Raw genomic sequence first — 19,712 nt, forward strand, 5'->3', positions numbered from 1 at the left:
ATGCTGACGCTCAACCAAACCCGTCGCCTGCACACCGGCCTGATCGGCGTGCTGGCCTGGACGGTCGCGCTGCTGCTGTTCTTCCCCATTCTGTGGATGCTGATGACCAGCTTCAAGACCGAGATCGACGCCTTCGCCACGCCGCCGCAGTTCTTTTTCAGCCCGACCCTGGAGAACTACCTGTTGATCCAGGACCGCAGCGACTACCTGAAGTACGCCTGGAACTCGGTGACCATCTCCTTCGGCGCCACGCTGCTGGGCATGCTGCTGGCCGTGCCGGCCGCCTACTCCATGGCCTTTTTCGAGAGCAAAAGGACCAAGCGCACGCTGCTGTGGATGCTCTCGACCAAGATGTTGCCGCCGGTGGGCGTGCTGATGCCGATCTACCTGCTGGCCAAGAGCCTGGGCCTGCTGGACAGTCGTAGCGTGCTGATTGTGATCTACACCCTGATCAACCTGCCGATCATGGTCTGGATGATCTACACCTATTTCAAGGACATCCCCCGGGACATCCTCGAAGCCGCGCGCATGGACGGCGCCACCACCCTGCAGGAAATCGTCCGGGTGCTGCTGCCCATCAGCAAGGGCGGCCTGGCCTCCACCGTGTTGCTGTCGCTGATCCTCTGCTGGAACGAGGCGTTCTGGTCGCTCAACCTGACCGCGTCCAGCGCCGCGCCGCTGACGGCCCTGATCGCCTCCTACTCCAGCCCTGAAGGCTTGTTCTGGGCCAAGCTGTCGGCCGTCTCGACCCTGGCCTGCGCGCCGATCCTGCTGTTCGGCTGGATCGGCCAGAAGCAACTGGTGCGCGGCCTGTCTTTTGGAGCGGTGAAATGAAGCCGCTACTGCCCTCGCCCGCCCTTATTCAATGGCCGCGCCCGGCCGTGCCTGTTTACCTTGCCCGAGGCCTTCACCATGGCTGATCTGAAAATCCGCAACCTGCAAAAAGGCTTCGATGGCCAGGCCATTATCCAGGGTATCGACCTGGATATCCGCGACCGCGAATTCGTGGTCTTCGTCGGCCCCTCCGGCTGCGGCAAGTCGACCCTGCTGCGGCTGATCGCCGGCCTGGAAGACGTCACCCACGGCAGCATCGAACTGGACGGGCGCGATATCACCCAAGCCAGTCCGGCCAAGCGCGACCTGGCCATGGTGTTCCAGACCTACGCGCTTTACCCGCACATGACCGTGCGCAAGAACATGTCCTTCGCCCTCGACCTGGCCGGGGTGCCCAAGGCCGAGGTGGACAGGAAGATCAAGGACACCGCGCACATCCTCGGCCTCGACCAGTTGCTGGAGCGCAAGCCGCGCCAGCTGTCCGGCGGCCAGCGCCAGCGGGTCGCCATCGGCCGCGCCATCGTGCGCAACCCCAAGGTGTTCCTGTTCGACGAACCCCTGTCCAACCTCGATGCGGCGCTGCGCGTACAGATGCGCCTGGAACTGGCGCGCCTGCACCAGGAACTCAAGGCCACCATGATCTACGTGACCCACGACCAGGTCGAAGCCATGACCCTGGCCGACAAGGTGGTGGTGCTCAATGGCGGGCGCGTGGAGCAGGTGGGCTCGCCCCTGGAGCTCTACCACCACCCGGCCAACCTGTTCGTCGCCGGCTTTCTCGGCACCCCGAAGATGGGCTTTCTCAAGGGCCGGGTCACCCAGCTGGGCGCCGCCAGCTGCACCCTTGAGTTGGACGCGGGTGGCTCGATCACCCTGCCGCGCAGCGGCGCGACGCTGGCCATCGGCAGCCCGGTCACCCTGGGCGTGCGTCCCGAGCACTTGAGTGTGGCCGAGCCAGGCCAGGGCTGCCTGAGCGTGACCACCGACGTCAGCGAGCGCCTGGGCAGCGACACTTTCTGCCATGTGCGCACCCGCTCCGGCGAGCCACTGACCCTGCGCATTCGCGGCGACTTCACCCGCGGTTACGGCCAATGCCTGGACCTGGCGCTCGACCCGGCCCACTGCCACCTGTTCGATGAACGTGGCCTGGCGATCGGCCTGGCGCTGCGACAGGCCGCCTAAATCCGCGCGCACGCTGCGCGGCTCAACGTACTGCGCATCCACCGTCCCTGTGTGGGACGGACGGATTCGATCGGCTTTTTTTGGAAGACATGAGATGAAACTCAACCAGCAGAACCTCGGCGCGCTCCCAACCGCCATCGATGTGCCGGCCTATGCCCTCGAGCGCCGGCGCCAGGGCATCGCCCATATCGGCGTGGGCGGTTTCCATCGCGCGCACCAGGCGGTCTACACCGAAGCGCTGTTCAACGCCGGCCTCGACAGCCTGGACTGGGGCATCTGCGGGATCGGCCTGCGCCCGGAGGACCGCGCGGTGCGCGATGCCCTGGCCGCCCAGGATTACCTGTACAGCCTGGTGCAGCTCAGCGATGCGCCAAACAACCCGGTGCGGGTGGTCGGCGCGGTGGGCGCCATGCTGCTGGCCGAGGAATCGGCCCAGGCGGTGATCGACACCTTGGCCGATCCGGCCATCCGCATCGTTTCGCTGACCATTACCGAAGGCGGTTATTGCCTGGACGACAGCAGCGGTGAATTCAATGCCGAACTGGCGCCTATCCAGCACGACATCGCCCACCCCGAGGCCCCCGTCAGTGTATTCGGCTTCCTCCTGGCGGCCCTGGCCAAGCGCCGCGACCAGGGCCTGCCCGGTTTTACCCTGATGTCCTGCGATAACCTGCCGCACAACGGCGCGGTGGCGCGCAAGGCCCTGCTGGCCTTCGCCGAGCGGGTGAACCCGGCGCTGGCTGTCTGGATCGCCGAGCAGGTCAGTTTCCCCAATGCCATGGTCGATCGAATCACCCCCATGACCAGCGTCGCGCACAAGGCCGAGCTGAGCCGCCGGCATGGCCTGGAGGATGCCTGGCCGGTGGTCTGCGAGCCGTTTATGCAGTGGGTACTGGAGGACAATTTCATCAACGGTCGGCCGGCCTGGGAGCGGGTAGGCGTACAGTTCACCGATGACGTCACGCCCTACGAGGCGATGAAGATCAAGTTGCTCAACGGCAGCCACCTGGCACTCACCTACCTGGGCGTGCTCAGGGGCCACCGGTTCGTTCACCAGACCATGGCCGACCCACTGTTCGTCGCCTATGTCCGTGAGTTTATGGACCAGGATGTGACGCCACAGTTGGCCCCCGTCCCGGGCATCGACCTGGAGGCCTACAAGGTCCAGTTGATCGAGCGTTTTTCCAATCGGGCAATCGCCGACCAGCTGGAACGGGTCTGCTCGGACGGCTCCTCGAAATTGCCCAAGTTTATCCTGCCCACCCTCGAGCGCCTGATCGAGGAAGGCCGCCCCCTGGACCGCGTGGCCCTGGTGGTGGCCGCCTGGGCGCTGCACCTCAAGGGGGTCGACGAACAGGGCCAGGGTTTCGCCGTGGTCGATCCGCGGGCGGACTACTGCCAAGGCCTGGTGGCCGACGAGGCGCAACTGGTCGAGCGTGTCCTCGGCGCAAGGGAGATCTTGGGCACCCAGGTGCAACACCCGGCCTTTGTCGCGGCCTTCGAGCGCAGCCTGCGGAGCCTGCGTCAACGGGGCGTAGAAGGGACCCTGGCCGCGTTAGTGGGAGCGCGGCGATGAGCAGCCTGCTGACGCAGCTCGAGCGCCATATGCTTGCCGAGGATCAGCGCGCGCCGCGCCCGGCGCCCCTGGATGAAGCGCAGTTCCGCTGGCAGATAAACCAGGACGCCATGGCCACGGAGAAACTGGCCGAGGGTATCCGTGGTTTCCATGCCGACCAGCAGCGCCTCGAGGCGCTGGTCGAACAGCAGCTGCTGCAGCTGCGCGGCACCTCCTGAGGACGGCTTATGTTTCTCGGTATCGATTGCGGCACCCAGGGCACCAAGGCGCTGTTGCTGGACGCCGACAGCGGCCAGGTGCTGGGCGAAGGCGCGGCAGCCCATGACCTGATCGGCGGCGCCCCGGGGCGCCGCGAACAGGACCCCGCACAGTGGCTCAACGCCTGCGAGCAGGCGACCCGCCAGGCCCTGCGCGCCGCCGGTGCCACGGGTACGGCGGTGCGCGGCATCGGCGTCTCCGGCCAGCAGCACGGCCTGGTCCTGCTCGACGCTCAGGGCGCGCTGCTGCGCCCGGCCAAACTCTGGTGCGACACCGAATCCGCCGATGAAAATGCCCGGCTGCTGGAGCACCTGGGCGGCCCCCGGGGCTCCCTGGAGCGCCTGGGCGTGGCCATCGCCCCCGGCTACACGGTGTCGAAGCTGCTCTGGACCCGCGAGCGGCATCCCGAGGTCTTTGCCCGCATCGCCCACTTATTGCTGCCCCACGACTACATCAACCACTGGCTGACCGGGAGAGCCTGCAGCGAGTACGGCGATGCCTCGGGCACCGGTTACTTCGATGTGCGGCGGCGTTGTTGGGACACCGCGCTGCTGCGCCATATCGACCCCAGCGGACGTCTGCAAGCGGCCTTGCCACAGCTGCTCGAAGCGCACCAGCCGGCCGGCCGGCTGCTGCCCGCGGTGGCCACGCGGCTGGGCCTGCCCGCCGGCACCCTGGTGGCCAGCGGGGGCGGCGACAATATGCTCGGCGCCATCGGCACCGGCAATATCCGCCCGGGGGTGATCACCATGAGCCTCGGCACCTCCGGCACTCTCTATGCCTATTCGGACCAACCCGCGGTCAGTCCGCTGCCGGAAGTGGCCAGCTTCTGCTCGTCCAGCGGCGGCTGGCTGTCGCTGATCTGCACCATGAACCTGACCAACGCCAACGCGGCCGTCCGCGACCTGTTGGCGCTGGACCTGGCGTCGTTCAACGGACTGCTGGCCCAGGCGCCGATCGGGGCCGGGGGCATGCTGATGCTGCCGTTTCTCAACGGCGAGCGGGTGCCCGCCCTGCCCCAGGCCAACGCCAGCCTGCTGGGATTGACCAGCGACAACCTGACCCGCGCCAACCTCTGTCGTGCGGTCGTGGAAGGCACCACCTTCGGCCTGCGCTACGGCCTCGACCTACTGCGCGAAGGCGGCCTGAACAGCCAGGGCATTCGCCTGATCGGCGGCGGCGCGAAAAACCCGCTGTGGCGGCAGATGGTCGCCGACATCACCGACACCCCGGTGATCTGCACCCGCCACGGCGAAGCGGCAGCCTTGGGCGCGGCCATCCAGGCCGCCTGGTGCCTGGCTCGGCAAAGCGATCCGAGCGCCAGTCTGGCGACCCTCTGCGAGCGCTGCGTCAGCCTGGATCCCGACAGCGCGGTCAGCCCCATCGCCGCCCACGTCGCGGCTTACGCACCTGTATATGGCCGTTACCGCGAACAGCTGCATGCCCTGTATGGCCCGGCCCCTTCCCCTTGACGAGCGTCCTAACCATGCACCCACCGCGCTGTGACCAGACCCCGGCCTGGGCCGCCCTGCGCCAGCACTATGCCGAGCACGGGCGGCACTTCGACCTGCGCCAGGCCTTCGCCGCCGATCCGTATCGCTTCGAGCGCTTCGCCGTAGAGGCTCCGGAGCTGTTCGCCGACCTGTCGAAAAACCTGCTCGACGCCCCGACCCAGGCGCTGCTACTGGACCTGGCAGGCGACTGCCAGCTGGAGGCGCGGCGCGACAGCCTGTTCGCCGGGGCGGCGATCAACCACACCGAAGGTCGCGCGGTGCTGCACAGCGCCCTGCGGGCTCCGCGCGGACGTGGCGAGCTGAGCGAGCGGGTCAACGACAGCCTGGAGCGCATGCTGGCGTATGCCGAAAGCGTGCGGGCCAACCGCGGCATCCGCCACGTGGTGAATATCGGCATTGGCGGCAGCGACCTGGGGCCGCAGATGGTGGTGAGCGCACTGGAGGCCCTGGCCCTGCCCGGTCTGTCGTTGCATTTCGTCGGCAACGTCGACGGGCACGACCTGGAGCCGGTGCTGCGCCCGCTAAAACCCCAGGAGACGCTGTTTATCATTGCCAGCAAGACCTTTACCACCCAGGAAACCCTGGCCAATACCCAGGCGGCGAAAGCCTGGTTCCTGGGCAATGGCGGCCGAGACATCGCCGGGCATTTCGTCGCCACCACCGCCAACGCGTCGGCGGCCAAGGCACTGGGCATCGAGACCAGCTTCGAGTTCTGGGACTGGGTCGGTGGGCGCTATTCGTTATGGTCGACCATTGGCCTGCCGATCGCCCTGGCCATCGGCGCCGCGGCGTTTCGCGAGCTGCTGGCCGGCGCCCATGCCATGGACCGGCATTTCGCCGAGGCGCCGATGGCCCTCAACCTGCCCGTTCGGCTGGGACTGCTGGATATCTGGTACCGCAACTTCCACGGCTTCGCCAGCCGCAGCATCGCGCCCTACCACCAGGGCCTCAAACGCCTGCCCGCCTACCTGCAGCAGCTGGAGATGGAAAGCAACGGCAAGTGCGTGGACCTGGCGGGCGAGCCCCTGCCGTTCGCCACCAGCCCGGTGATCTGGGGTGAACCGGGAACCAACGGCCAGCACGCCTATTTTCAGCTGCTGCACCAGGGCACCGATGTGATCCCGGTGGAATTTATCCTGGTCAAGCGCCCTGCCCACGCCTGGCCTGATCAGCATCACCAGCTGCTGGCCAGCGGCCTGGCGCAGTCCCAGGCACTGATGCTCGGCAAGACCACGGCCCAGGCGCTGGAGGAAAACCCGCCGACCGCCTCACCGCACCTGGACCCGGCGATCCTGGCCCGGCACCGGACCTTTCCCGGCAACCGCCCCAGCAGCACGCTGCTGCTCGAAGCGCTGACGCCGCGGGCGTTGGGGGCCCTGATCGCCCTCTTCGAACACCGGGTCTTTGTCAGCGGCGCGCTGTGGGGCATCAACAGCTTCGACCAATGGGGCGTCGAACTGGGCAAGGCGCTCTGCAGTGACCTGCTGCCACGCCTGCGCAGTGGCGCGCTGGACGGCCTGGACGGTTCCACCGCCGGCCTGCTGGCACGCCTGCGCAGCTGAGCCATATGCCAAGGCCAAGGCCAAGGCCCTGAACGCCAGAGACCGTTGGGGTGCACCGTAGGATGGCGTTGAGCGAAGCGATACCCATGACATTGATTGACCGGCAACACCCTGGCGTCAGGGCTGCTCGCCGCCGTCCACATCAGGACCTCCGCCGTCCCCCGCGCGGCAGAGCGTTGTGGTTCAGCGTTCGTGGCTTGGATGTGCAGGATGGGTATCGCTGCGCTCAACCCATCCTGCGGCCTTGAACGCCAGCGACCGGGGCGAAGCGATACCCATCACATTGATGGTCGCTGCCCATGTGCGTGTGTCGGCCAGCGCCCGGCAGCAGTTGGAGTGGCTGAAGCAGGATGCGGCGCTGGGCTTCCAGCGCCTGTACCTGCACAACGTCCACCCCGACCAGGCCGCCTTTATCTCGACGTTCGGCCAACAGGTGCTGCCACATTTTCGCCCCTGAGCCCCGCCAGGACATCAGCCCCCGTCAGTGACGGCTGCGCAAGGCATCCTTGGGCACGTACTTGCCGATCTCGAACTTGCCGATCGCCATGCGGTGCACTTCGTCCGGGCCGTCGGCCAGGCGCAGGGTGCGCTGCATGGCGTACCAGTAGGCCAGCGGGAAATCGTTGGAAACCCCGGCGCCGCCATGAATCTGAATGGCCCGGTCGATGACCTTGAGGGCGACGTTCGGCGCCACCACCTTGATCTGGGCGATTTCGCTGGCGGCGATCTTGTTGCCCACGGTGTCCATCATGTACGCCGCGTTCAGGGTCAACAGCCGCGCCATATTGATCTCCATGCGCGAGTCGGCGATCAGGTCGATATTGCCACCCAGGCGTGCCAGGGGCTGGCCGAACGCGGTGCGCTCGACGGAACGCTGGCACATCAGTTTCAGGGCCCGCTCGGCCATGCCAATCGAGCGCATGCAGTGGTGGATGCGTCCGGGACCGAGGCGACCCTGGGCGATCTCGAAACCACGGCCCTCGCCCAGCAGCACGCTGTCGTAGGGCACCCGCACGTTCTCGAACAGCACTTCGGCGTGGCCATGGGGCGCATCGTCATAACCGAACACCGGCAGCGCACGCACCACCGTCACCCCTGGCGCGTCCATGGGCACCAGGATCATCGAATGTTGCTGGTGACGCGGTGCGTCGGGATTGGTCAGGCCCATAAAGATCATGATCTTGCAGCGCGGGTCGCAGGCGCCGGAGGTCCACCACTTGCGTCCGTTGATCACCCATTCATCGCCCTCGCGCACGGCGCGGGCCTGCATATTGGTGGCGTCCGAGGAGGCCACGCCCGGCTCGGTCATGGCAAAGGCGGAGCGGATCTCGCCCTTGAGCAGCGGTTCCAGCCACTGCTGCTTCTGCGCCTCGTTGGCATAACGCACCAGCACCTCCATATTGCCGGTGTCCGGTGCCGCGCAGTTGAACGGCTCGGGACCGATCAGCGAGCTGCCCATGATCTCGGCCAGTGGCGCGTATTCGGTATTGGTCAGCCCGGCGCCCAGGTCGGATTCCGGCAGAAACAGGTTCCACAGCCCCTCGGCCTTGGCCTTGGTTTTCAGCTCCTCCATGATGGCTGTGGGCTGCCAGCGATCTCCTTCGGCGACTTGCTGCTCGAAAATGGCCTCGGCCGGGTAGACATGGTTTTCCATAAAGGCCGTGACACGCTCACGCAACGCTTGAACCTTGGGCGAATAGGCAAAATCCATGTGCAGGTACCTTCTGGGGCGGTGGAAAGGGGCAATGCGGTCTGAAAATGATCCTAGATCAGCGGTTAAAATTTATCTAACCTATTCTCGCCGTGTATAAACATTCATAACCGATATATGATCGGCGAATGTGGACCAGCCCTGGAGCGCGCTCGAAATGAACCTGAACAAGGTCGATCTCAATCTGTTTATCGTCTTCGACGCCATCTATACCGAGGCCAACCTGACCCGTGCCGGACAGATCGTCGGCATCACCCAGCCAGCGGTGTCCAACGCCCTCTCGCGGCTGCGCGAGACCTTCAACGACCCGCTGTTCGTGCGCACCGCCCAGGGCATGGTGCCCACCCCCATGGCGCAAAATATCATCGGTCCGGTGCGCAATGCGCTGTCGCTGCTACGGGTCTCCGTGCAGGAAAGCCGCATCTTCAACCCGCTGCAGGCCAACAAGACCTACCGCATCAGCATGACCGACCTGACCGAGCAGGTAATGCTGCCCCCGCTGTTCCAGCGCTTGCGGCGCCTGGCCCCGCAGGTGTTTATCGAAAGTTTCCTGGCCAAGCGCCGGGAAACCACCAAGGAGCTGGCGGCCGGCCGCCTGGATTTCGCGGTGGACGCTCCGCTCAACACCGACCCCCAGGTGCGTCACGTCAAGCTGCTGGAAGACCGTTATGTCTGCGCCTTCCGCCAGGGTCATCCGTTGACCAAGGACAAGCTCAGCCTGGACGATTACCTGTCCCTGACCCATATCCACATTTCAAGTCGCCGCAATGGCCTGGGCCACGTGGATCTGGCGCTGGGCAAGATGGGCATCCAGCGGCGGATCGCCCTGCGCTCACAGCACTACCTGATGGCGTCCACCGTGATGCAGCAAACCGATATGGCCATGACCGTGCCGGAGCGTTTCGCCCGCCGTCATGGGCTGCATTATGTGCCCCTGCCCCTCAACGACGTGCCGCCGGTGGAGACCCACCTGTACTGGCACGAAAGCACGGATCAGGACCCGGCCAACCGTTGGATGCGCGAACAGATGATCGAATTGGCGCAACAGGTGATGGCTCAGGAGAAAAAAACTGATATCGCCTGAGTTTTGACGCAACCCTGGATTTCAGCGCCAGTGACCGTCGAGCTTGACCCTGGCCGGTCATGTTGGAGACCGGCAGGTCAGGTCTTGTCCCCCTCTGTGCACGCATGCCTCTTATCGGATGATAACGAGGCCTATTTGCATCATTAAGCCCTTTCCCAAGGCCGTTCTCCCAAAGACCGCTTCTCCGATACGCCCTCTCACGTCGATTTTTGCCCAGATTTCACTAAAAAGACCCAACCCAAGGGTTATTTTCCCGGGCAAAGCCTGAAAAAAACCTCAGCCTTATCATTTTTTTTTGACCGCTCCATGACAGCGGATTTTTCCCGTTATTCCCATTTGGAAGGCAGTATTTCCGGGCTATACAGAAATGTTCCGAAACTATCGGAATTGTTCGTAAATGAAGAGTCAAATTCAGGTACGAACGGTCACCCAACTTTAGTTAGGTAGGGATGAACGTCCGGAGTGCTGATACTTTTTGTAACCATCACCGGCACCCATAGCACGTCATAAAGCTGACAGCAGTTCAGCGGCGGTGCGGATGATAGTGATTTTTCGCTGCCCCGATACTCGACCCGTAGCCTGGTCATGCGCCAGAAGGATTTGCCATGCGCCTGAATTCCGTACTGCTGTGCCTGCTATTTAGCCTGCCGCTGTCCGCCGGGGCGGTCACCGCCGAAGAGGTGGCCCAACGTGCCGACGAGAACCTGCGCGGCTACGACGATGTGCAGATGAATCTGGAGATGGTGCTGATCAGCCCCTCCGGGGAAACCGCCAGCCGACGCCTGCGGGTACGCAGCCGCGAGGCCGGCGACAGCACCGACCAAACCCTGATGACCTTCGACAGCCCGCGGGACCTGGCCGGGTCGGGGTTGCTGTCGCACAACCAGGCCACCGGGGAGGACGAACAATGGCTGTACCTGCCTGCGGTAAAACGTATCAAGCAAATCGGCGCCCGTAACAAGTCCGGCCCCTTTATGGGCTCTGAATTCGCTTTCGAAGATATCGTCACGCCGTTCTGGCAGAAGTTTCACTATCGCTCCCTGGCCGAGGACACCCTCGACGGCCTGGCCTGTTACACCCTTGAGCGAATCCCCAACGACCCCTTCTCCGGCTATGCCCGGCAACGGGTCTGGATCGACCAGCAGCAGTACCTGATTCGCCGCATCGAGTATTTCGACCGCAAGAACAGCCTGCTGAAAACCTACAGCGCCACCGACTTCAAGCAGTACGCCGGCAAACACTGGCGGCCCGGGCAGATGTTGATGGTCAATCAGCAAACCGGCAAACAGACCCGCCTGCTGTGGAATGACTACAGCTTTCACACTGGCTTGAGCGAGCGCGACTTCAGCCAGAACGCGCTGTTGCGAGTGCGCTGAGATGGCCCAGCGCTTGATCGCCCTGTGCGCCCTGTTGTGCAGCCTGCCGACCCAGGCGCTGCAGCAGCGCCACGAGCTGGGGCTCGAGGCCTGGGGCTTCGCCGAGCCCGGGGCCCAGGGCCAGGCCCGTGACAACAGCTCGCTCAGCTTGCGCAGCGAGTTCTGGCACGACCTCGATAATGGCCGTGACCGCCTGGCCCTGACGCCCTTCGTGCGCGCCGATGCCCGGGACGCCGAGCGCAGCCATGCCGACCTGCGTGAAGCCAGCTGGAATCACCTGGGCGACGGCTTCGAGTTGCGCGCGGGCGTGCGCCAGGTGTTCTGGGGCGTCACCGAAGGCGTACACCTGGTCGATATCATCAACCAGACCGACCAGGTGGAAAGCCTCGATGGCGAGCAGAAACTCGGGCAGCCGATGCTCAACCTGGCCATCGAGCGCGACCAGCAGATGCTCGACCTGTTTGTGCTGGTCGGCGCCCGCGAGCGCACCTTTCCCGGGGAGCAGGGCCGCCTGCGCCTGCCGCTGTGGGTCGACGAGGACCTGGCCCATTACGAGTCGTCCCGGGAGAACCGCCGCCTGGACCTGGCCGCGCGCTGGCAATTGAACCTGCCGGCCCTGCGCCTGGGACTCAGCGGGTTCTCCGGCACCGCCCGTGAACCGGAGCTGCAGCCGGTGGTCGAGTTCGACCAGGTGCGACTGGACCAGGGTCGCCCAGTGGGCTTCGCCCCGGGTTATCAACCGGTGCTCGCCCCCTACTACCCGCTGATCAACCAGCTGGGCCTGGACCTGCAAGTCACCCAGGGCGACCTGCTGTGGAAACTCGAGGCGATCCAGCGCAACGGCGGGCGGGAAAATTTCAACGCCGCCGATGCCGGCCTCGAGTACACCCAGGTCGGCGCCTTCGGCAGCGGCCTGGACCTCGGCTGGCTGCTCGAATACCTGCACGACAGTCGCGGCGAGCGAGCCAGCGGGCCCTTCGAGCACGACCTGCTGCTGGGCTGGCGGGTGGCGTTCAACGACGCGGCCAGCAGCAGCCTGTTGACCAGCCTGATCCTCGACCGCGACAGCGGCGAGCGGTTGTTCAGTATCGAGGCCCAGCACCGTCTCGACGAGGACCTGTCGCTGGAACTGGAAGTGCGGGCCGTCGCCGGTGGCCGCCAACGCCCCCAGGACCCCGTCGAGTTTCTCCTCGAGCCCGACCTCGAACACAAGCTGCGCCCCCTGCTGCAGGACGATTTCGTGCGTCTGGAGCTGAGCTGGTTTTTTTAAGGGTTCTGAGCGCCGGCCCGCCAGGGCCGGGGTGACCAGGACAGCGGTGTTACCCGGGCCGATCGACTGTCGACCCACCCGGAAGGTCCGCCGCGGCGGTGCCTTCGGCCACCAGAAGAGGCTTCGCCATGAAAGAGTTGCGCACCGCAGACCAATGGATGGACCGGCAGATCGCACGCCTGGCCCATGGCATAGTCGCTTACCCGTTCTACGCCATGCTGTTCGGCCTGCTGCTGGTGGCCGGTGCGGCCGTCGGCCTCGGCGGTTACCGCTACTCCCTTGATCACCGGGTCTTTTTCAGCGCGGAAAATCCGCAGTTGCAGGCCTTCGAGAAGCTGCACCAGGACTATTCGAAAACCGACGCGGTGATCATCGCCCTGGCGCCGCGCTCAGGCTCGGTGTTCACCCCCGAGTTTCTCAGCGCACTGCACGACTTGACTGAAAAAAGTTGGCAGCTGCCCTACTCCCAGCGCGTCGAGTCGCTGACCAACTTCCAGCACGTGCGGGTCGCGGGCGACAGCCTCGACACCGCCGACCTGGTGCAGAACCCAGCTCAACTCGACAGCGCGGCGCTGGCCGAGGTTCGCCGCATCGCCCTGGCCGAGCCGTTCCTGGTCAATGCCCTGGTCAACCCCGCGGGGACGGTGGCCGGGGTGCGGGTAACCCTCAATATGCCCGGCGTGGACCAGCTCAAGGAAGTGCCGGAAGTGGTGCATGCCATTCGTGCCCTGGTGGCCGAACTGCACCGGACGCACCCGGGCATCGACAGCCACCTGGCCGGCCAGACCATCGCCAATCAGGCCTTCCCCGAGGAATCCCAGGCCGACTTCGTCCGGGTCTGGCCCTGGTTCGGCCTGACCATGATGCTCCTGCTGGTGTACTTCTACCGCAGCATCAAGGCCATGCTGGTGACCTTCCTCGCCTGCCAGCTGGCGGTGCTCGGCGGTGCCGGGTTGATCGGCTTTTTCACCCCCACCATCAATGACTCGGTGATCATCTCGCCGATCATGATCCTCTCCATGGCCTTCGCCGACGGCATCCACCTGGTGGTCAACTGGATCCAGGGCATGCATGCCGGCCAGGACAAGCGGACCGCCATGGTGCACAGCCTGCAGAGCAACATGGGCGCCATGACGGTGACCTCGCTGATGACCGCGGTGGGCTTCCTGACCCTGTACTTCAACGACTCGCCGCCCTTCCAGGTCATGGGCTACATAGTCGCCGCCGGGGTGATGTTCGCCCTGCTGGTCACCTTCTTTATCACCGCGCCCCTGCTGGTCGTGCTGCCGGGTCGGCCGCCGAAGAAGATCTCGCCACTGATGACCGCCGATTCGGTGCAGATGGGCCGCCTGGCCGACTTCGTGATCCGCCGCCGTCACCCGATCTTCGCCTTGATGCTGGTGCTGGCCGGGGCGCTGATCGCCTTCGTGCCGCGCAACCAGGTCAACGATGACATCGTCAAGTACTACACCCCCGACACCACCTTTCGCCAGGACATGGAGTTCGTCAACCAGCACCTGACCGGTATCGGCGAGATCAACTACTCGCTGCCGGCCGGCGGCCCCGACCGCATCGCCGAACCGGAGTACCTGCGGACCCTCGACGCCTTCCAGCAGTGGCTCAAGACCCAGCCCGACGTGACCCAGGTGAACTCCCTGGTCGACATCATCAAGCGCATGAACCAGGTGATGCACGACAACGACCCGGCCTTCTACCGGATCCCGGACAGCCGCGAGGAGATCGCCCAGTACCTGTTGCAGTACGAACTGTCGATGCCCTATGGCATGGACCTGAACTACCTGATCCGCTTCGACCGCGCCGAGTCGCGGGTGCGGGTGGCCGTCGGCACCTCCAGTGGGCAAAAAATCATCGCCGTGGACGCCGCCGCCAATGCCTGGCTGAAGCAGCACGCGCCGGCCACCATGCAGGTCCAGGGCGCGTCGCTGTCGCTGATGTTCGCGCACATTGGCGAGCGCTCGATCACCGGCATGTTCGGCGGCATGCTTGGCTCGCTGCTGATGGAATCGCTGTTCATCATGCTGGTGTTCGGCGCCTGGCGCCTGGGCTTCGCCAGTTTCGTCGGCAACCTGATCCCCATCGGCATGGCGTTCGGCGCCTGGGCCTTGCTCAACGGCAATATCGATCTGGGCCTGACCCTGGTGCTGGGCATCTCCTTCAGCGTGGTGGTCGATGACACCATCCACTTCATCAGCAAGTACGAACACGCCCGCCAGCAGGGGCTGATGCCCGAGGACGCGATCCGCGCGGCCTTTCGCAACGTCGGCTTCGCCCTGCTGACCACCACCCTGGTGCTGGGCTCGGGGTTCGCCTGGCTGGCCAATTCGACCATCCAGGTGACAGTGAACACGGCGATTGTCACCACCATCACCATCGCCTTCGCCCTGCTGGTGGACCTGTTCCTGCTGCCGATCCTGTTCCTATTCATCGACAAGCGCGATATGGCTGTAGCGCCTGCCCACGACGAGCTCACGCTACCCAAGGTGATTCAACATGGCTGACGATACTGCGACTCTCCCCCCTCGGCACGGCGAGCAGGACCTGGCCCAGGTCCGCCAGGAAATCAGTGCCCGACTGGGCCGCGACACCGTCGCCGACCTGCACCGACCGCGTCCCTGGCTGGACGCCCTGGCCGTGCTGGCTTCCGTCGGCCTGTTCGGGCTCAACTTGCACCTGCTGGCCAGCCTGCCGTTCGGCCTGACCTGGGGCCTGCTGTTCGTGCTGCAAGGCTTTTTGCTGCAGTTGCTGGGCCTGGTCAGTCATGACCTGTTCGTCCACCGGCGCCTCTGGGGCTCGACCGGCTCCTGGCTGGCCAGCCTGGTGCTGACCCTGCCGCGCCTGTCGCTGCCCACCGGTTACGCCCAGGCGCACCTGGCGCACCACCGCTGGATCGGCACCGAGCGGGACACCGAAGCCTACAAGCAGCAACTGGACAGCCGCGGCAAACGCTGGCTGTTCGCCACGCTGCTGGGCATCAAGCTGGCCCAGGCCGGCAAGCTGAAACAGGGCGAATCGCTCAAGGGCTACCACGACGTCAGTGGCCAGGGCGAATCGGTCGAGCGACGCGCGCGCCTGGAAAAAACCCTGCTGCGCGCAGGCCTGCTGGCCTTGTTGCCACTGGCCTGGCTGTTTCCGGCCCACACCCTGCTCGGCTACCTGCTGCCGGTGCTGGTGGTGGGCCCGGTTGCCAACAGCCTGCGGATCATCATCGAACATGCCGAGGCGGATCCTGGCAACCCCTGGCACTGGTCGACCTGCTACCGCACGGGGCCGATCAGCCGCCTGCTGTTTTTCTGGGACTCGGGCGATTGCCACGTGATCCACCACATTTTCCCGCGCCTGCCGTTCTACCACATGGGCCGCGCCGTCGAGCTGATGCGCCCGCTGCTGCTGGCCCACGGCGTCGTCGAGCGGCGCTCGTACCTCGACCTGCTCAAGGGCTGGTTTATCCAGGGTTACGCGCACCGCAGCCTGTGGCCGCGGCCCCGCCGCTCGCCCTCCACACCGCTTTCTTCCGCTTCATGACAGGGATCGCTATGCACACTCAAACGCTGACACTGGCTTCACCCTTTCCCAGCCGTTTCCTCGCCTGGCTCAAGGAACGGTTCCCCTTCGCCAACGCCCTGCTGTTTTTCATCCTCTACCTGGCCACCGCCACGGTGGTGCGCGCCGGGCAAACCGGCAGCCTCGAGGTCAGCCTGCGCGACCTGATCGGCTGCCTGGTCACCTGGTCGTTTTTCCTGCTGCTGCGGGTGTTGGACGAGCACAAGGACTACCAACTCGATTGCCACAATCACCCCCAGCGGGTGCTGCAAAGCGGGCTGATCAGCCTGCGCCACCTGAAAGTCGCCGGGGTGTTGGCGGTGCTCGCCCAGGGGCTCTGGTCGCTGTGGCTGGACCAGGGCATCGGCCAGGTGACGCTGGCCTGGGTCGCGCTGCTGGCCTGGACCGGGCTGATGGCCAAGGAGTTCTTTATCCACGACTGGCTCAACCGCCACCTGACCTGGTACGCGGTGTCGCACATGCTGGTCATGCCCCTGGTGGTCTGGTGGCTGGCCAACCTGGCCGCACCCGGCTGCACCTTGAGCCTCGAGTTGCAGGCCATGATGGCGCTGGCCTTCGTCAGCGGCTTCTGTTTCGAGATCACCCGCAAGACCAAGGGCCCGGAGGAGGAACGCGACAGCATCGAATCCTACTCGCGGATCTTTGGCACCCGCAGCTCGGCGGTGCTGGTGGTGGTGCTGGTCAGCCTGATGCTGCTGAACCAGCTGTGGTTGTTGCGCCTGCTGGTAAACGGTTGGCCGGTCTGGGCGGTACTGGTGCTGGTCGCGGCCTACGCCCTGGCCCTGCGCCAACTGTTCGCCTTTATCCGCACGCCCTCGGCCGCCCTGCGCGGCAAGAACGAGGCCCTGGTCGCCCTGACCATGCTGGCCGGTTATGCCGTGCTGATCGCCACCGTGGCGCTCGACCACGGCCTTTCCCTTTATCTGATCTGAGGAACAGAGCATGCGAATCAATACCCAAGAAGACGCGCAGCGCATGTCCTTCAGCGAGAAGCACCATGCCTGCCTGACGTTGCTGGTCCCCACTTCGCTGAGCCCCTTGACACCGCTGGAAGTGTCCAAGGACCACCTCTGGGTCCGGGTCGAGCCGGACCGCTTGCTGCCCAGCCTCGGCAGCGCCCTGAAAAACCTGCAACTGCATGCCCTCGGCCAGGACTTTATCCTGCCGAACATGCGCCTGGAGCATATCCGCAAGGCCGCCGGCGGCCCGCACCTGCTGCTGTCCAGCGACGATTGCGAAATCACCACCCAGCGCCTTTGGGAGCTCAGTTACCGCATGCGCATGCAGCCCCAGCGCGGCGCCGAACTGTGCTACGACGAACTGACCCTGCCCAAGGTCCCGGCCCGCGGCCTGTACACCGAGCAGGCGCGCCAGGAACGCCTGGCCTTCGCCCGCGAACAGACCGGCGCGCAGCTCGGCGAGGTGGAACAAACCCGCCTCGATCCGCGCAAGCTGGTCAGCAACATCGAGGCCTTTATCGGCACCGTGGAAATCCCGGTGGGCCTGGCCGGCCCGCTGCATATCAAGGGCGAACACGCGGTGGGTCTGTACTACGCGCCCATGGCGACCTCCGAAGGCGCCCTGCTGGCCTCCGCCACGCGCGGCGCCACCGCGGTGTCACGCTCCGGCGGCGTGACCACCCGGGTCATCGGCCAGCGCATGATGCGCGTGCCGCTGTTCGGCTTCGGCTGCATGAAACAGGCGCTGTTCTTCGCCGACTGGGTGCAGGACCAGAGCCAGGACCTGGCCCTTGAGGTGCGCAAGTTTTCCAACTACGCCAAGTTGGTCGAGGTGCAGGCGCAGGTCATGGGCCGCAACGTGCACGTGCACTTCATCTACGAAACCGGCGACGCCGCCGGGCAGAACATGACCACCACCTGCACCTGGCAGGCCTGCCAGTGGATCTTCAAACAGTTGCAGCGCTTCGAAGGACTCAAGGTGCTGAATTTCATGGTCGAGGCCAACCTGTCCAACGACAAGAAGGTCACTTACCAGACCTTTCTCAAGGGCCGTGGCGTGCGGGTGATGGCCGAGGCGGTGCTGACCGACGAGATCTGCCAGCGGGTGCTCAAGGTCAGCGCGCCGCAGTTGGTGACGGCCTACCAGAACTTCGTCACCGGCTCCCTGGCGGCCGGCATGATCGGCTTCAACATCAATGTCGCCAACGTGGTCGCCGCCATGTTTACCGCCCTTGGCCAGGACATCGCCTGCGTGCATGAATCGGCCCTGGCGCAGTTGCACCTGGAACTCAACGACAGCGGCGACGTGTATTGCATCATGACCATGCCCTCGCTGGTGATTGGCACCGTCGGCGGCGGCACCAACCTGCCGCAACAGCGCGAGTGCCTGGAGCTGATCGACTGCGCCGGCCCCGGCAAGGCCCACAAACTGGCGGAAGTCATCGCCAGTTACTGCCTGGCCCTGGACCTCTCGACCCTGGCCGCGATCGCCGCCGACCAGTTCGCCCGCGCCCACGAGCGCCTGGGCCGCAATCGCCCGGTCAACTACCTGAAACTCGCTGACTTGGACACCCCGTTCTTCGCCGAGGCTCTGGCCCGCAGCGGCCTCAGCAGCCTGCGACCCTATGCCGTGGAATCTCTGGAGGTTGAAAACAAGGGCTCGAGCATCATCACCGAGCTGACCGCGCACAAGGTCAGCAAGTTGCTCGGGCACTTCCCCTTCACGCTCAAGACCAACGACGGCGATGTGCGGGTGATGGCCAAGGTCAAGCCGCTGGACGGCGAAGTCATCATCATGCTCAACAGCATGGCCAGCATGTGCGACGCGCGCCTGGCGCAGACTTTCAACCAGTACCGCGAACAGCTTGGTTTCAAGGGCTGCCATGTGCGCGAGCTGGCGGTGATGAGCCAGCAGGACCCGCGCTTTACCCGCCACGCGCCGCGCGTGTACGGCGTGGTCGAGGACCCGGAGCGCGAGGCCTTTGTCATAGTCGAGGAGTTGCTCGAGGGCCTCGAGCTGATGGACAGCGCCGACGACACCCACGACTGGACGCCGGCCCACCTGGAGGCCGCGATCCGCGGCATCGCCGAGGTGCACAGCATCTGGTATGGCCGCGAGGAAGAGCTCAAGCAGCAACCCTGGCTGGTGGACTACCCCAGCGCCGCTGGCATGCTGGAAAAACGCCGCCTCTGGGAGCTGCTCGGTACCCATGCCCGTGAGGAGTTCCCGGTATGGTTCAGCGAGGAGCACCTGGGGGTGTTCCGCAGCATCGTCAGCGGCATCGGCACCTGGTGGGCGGATATCGAACGCATGCCGCGCACCCTGATCCACAACGACTTCAACCCGCGCAATATCGCCCTGCGCAAGGACCGCGACGGCCTACGCCTGTGCGCCTACGACTGGGAACTGGCGACCCTGCACCTGCCCCAGCACGACCTGGCCGAGCTGCTGGGTTTCACCCTGATCGCGCCGGTCGACCCGGCCACGGTGGAGCGTTACCTGGAACTGCACCGCGTCGAGCTGGAGCGCCACAGCGGCCAGTCCATCGACCCGGAGCAATGGCGCTATGGCTACAAGCTGGCGCTGCGCGACCTGCTGGTCAATCGCCTGCCGATGTACCTGATGGCCCACACCTTCCGCCATTACCCATTTATGGAAAGGGTCTACCGCACCTTCCGCCACCTGCTGGAAATCGAAGGGGTACGCCTGTCATGACTCGTTACTTGCACACCCAGGAACAGGCTCTGTTCCTGCCCCCGGAGCTGCACGCCAACCTGCAGACCGTCTCTCAGACGCTGGAAAT

At 65.2% G+C, this 19,712-nt stretch carries 14 protein-coding genes and 1 pseudogene; 14 read left to right on the forward strand and 1 reads right to left on the reverse strand.

Annotated features, from left to right (window positions below; translation table 11 throughout):
- The 7 genes and pseudogenes from ABWY06_RS01240 to ABWY06_RS01270 all read left to right on the forward strand — a co-directional run bounded on the left by ABWY06_RS01240 (nucleotide 1) and on the right by ABWY06_RS01270 (nucleotide 7,383).
- Nucleotides 1–834, forward strand: coding sequence for a carbohydrate ABC transporter permease (locus ABWY06_RS01240; RefSeq protein ID WP_353923734.1), 834 nt, complete (start codon nucleotides 1–3; stop codon nucleotides 832–834).
- 78 nt (nucleotides 835–912) lie between these two features.
- Complete coding sequence (locus tag ABWY06_RS01245; protein WP_353923735.1) at nucleotides 913–2,016, forward strand: ABC transporter ATP-binding protein; 1,104 nt, start codon at nucleotides 913–915, stop codon at nucleotides 2,014–2,016.
- Nucleotides 2,017–2,110: 94 nt separating this feature from the next.
- Entirely contained in the window at nucleotides 2,111–3,592 is a 1,482-nt protein-coding gene (locus ABWY06_RS01250; protein ID WP_353923736.1) for a mannitol dehydrogenase family protein, read from the forward strand.
- Nucleotides 3,593–3,606: 14 nt separating this feature from the next.
- Nucleotides 3,607–3,810: pseudogene (locus tag ABWY06_RS01255) on the forward strand (transaldolase family protein); the annotation flags it as partial.
- Between the two features lie 9 nt (nucleotides 3,811–3,819).
- Nucleotides 3,820–5,322, forward strand: coding sequence for a xylulokinase (gene xylB, locus ABWY06_RS01260; RefSeq protein ID WP_353923737.1), 1,503 nt, complete (start codon nucleotides 3,820–3,822; stop codon nucleotides 5,320–5,322).
- Between the two features lie 14 nt (nucleotides 5,323–5,336).
- Nucleotides 5,337–6,926, forward strand: a complete 1,590-nt coding sequence (gene pgi / locus ABWY06_RS01265) for a glucose-6-phosphate isomerase (protein ID WP_353923738.1) — start codon at nucleotides 5,337–5,339, stop codon at nucleotides 6,924–6,926.
- A gap of 286 nt (nucleotides 6,927–7,212) precedes the next feature.
- Entirely contained in the window at nucleotides 7,213–7,383 is a 171-nt protein-coding gene (locus ABWY06_RS01270) for a hypothetical protein (RefSeq protein WP_353923739.1), read from the forward strand.
- Nucleotides 7,384–7,407: 24 nt separating this feature from the next.
- On the opposite strand, the gene ABWY06_RS01275 is transcribed toward ABWY06_RS01270, so the two are convergent.
- Nucleotides 7,408–8,637, reverse strand: a complete 1,230-nt coding sequence (locus tag ABWY06_RS01275) for an acyl-CoA dehydrogenase (RefSeq protein ID WP_353923740.1) — start codon at nucleotides 8,635–8,637, stop codon at nucleotides 7,408–7,410.
- A 157-nt stretch (nucleotides 8,638–8,794) separates the two neighbouring features.
- Here ABWY06_RS01275 and ABWY06_RS01280 point away from each other — a divergent pair, with 157 nt between their 5' ends.
- The 7 genes from ABWY06_RS01280 to ABWY06_RS01310 all read left to right on the forward strand — a co-directional run bounded on the left by ABWY06_RS01280 (nucleotide 8,795) and on the right by ABWY06_RS01310 (nucleotide 19,624).
- Complete coding sequence (locus ABWY06_RS01280) at nucleotides 8,795–9,721, forward strand: LysR family transcriptional regulator (protein WP_353923741.1); 927 nt, start codon at nucleotides 8,795–8,797, stop codon at nucleotides 9,719–9,721.
- Nucleotides 9,722–10,326: 605 nt separating this feature from the next.
- A complete protein-coding gene (locus ABWY06_RS01285; RefSeq protein ID WP_353923742.1) occupies nucleotides 10,327–11,097 on the forward strand; it encodes an outer membrane lipoprotein-sorting protein in 771 nt (256 codons plus the stop codon).
- Between the two features lies 1 nt (nucleotide 11,098).
- Nucleotides 11,099–12,367 carry a hypothetical protein gene (locus ABWY06_RS01290; protein ID WP_353923743.1) on the forward strand — a complete coding sequence of 423 codons (1,269 nt, stop codon included), beginning with the start codon at nucleotides 11,099–11,101 and terminating at the stop codon, nucleotides 12,365–12,367.
- Between the two features lie 128 nt (nucleotides 12,368–12,495).
- Nucleotides 12,496–14,886: an efflux RND transporter permease subunit gene (locus tag ABWY06_RS01295; protein ID WP_353923744.1), complete on the forward strand. Its 2,391-nt coding sequence runs from the start codon at nucleotides 12,496–12,498 to the stop codon at nucleotides 14,884–14,886.
- Nucleotides 14,879–15,910: a fatty acid desaturase family protein gene (locus tag ABWY06_RS01300; RefSeq protein ID WP_353923745.1), complete on the forward strand. Its 1,032-nt coding sequence runs from the start codon at nucleotides 14,879–14,881 to the stop codon at nucleotides 15,908–15,910. Before ABWY06_RS01295 ends, ABWY06_RS01300 begins: the two co-directional genes overlap by 8 nt.
- An 11-nt stretch (nucleotides 15,911–15,921) precedes the next feature.
- On the forward strand, nucleotides 15,922–16,881 hold the full coding sequence (locus ABWY06_RS01305) for a UbiA family prenyltransferase (protein WP_353923746.1): 960 nt from the start codon (nucleotides 15,922–15,924) through the stop codon (nucleotides 16,879–16,881).
- 10 nt (nucleotides 16,882–16,891) lie between these two features.
- A complete protein-coding gene (locus ABWY06_RS01310) occupies nucleotides 16,892–19,624 on the forward strand; it encodes a hydroxymethylglutaryl-coenzyme A reductase family protein (protein ID WP_353923747.1) in 2,733 nt (910 codons plus the stop codon).
- Nucleotides 19,625–19,712: the final 88 nt, after the last annotated feature.

This window comes from Pseudomonas sp., from assembly GCF_040514055.1.
In the GTDB taxonomy this organism is placed as follows: domain Bacteria; phylum Pseudomonadota; class Gammaproteobacteria; order Pseudomonadales; family Pseudomonadaceae; genus Aquipseudomonas.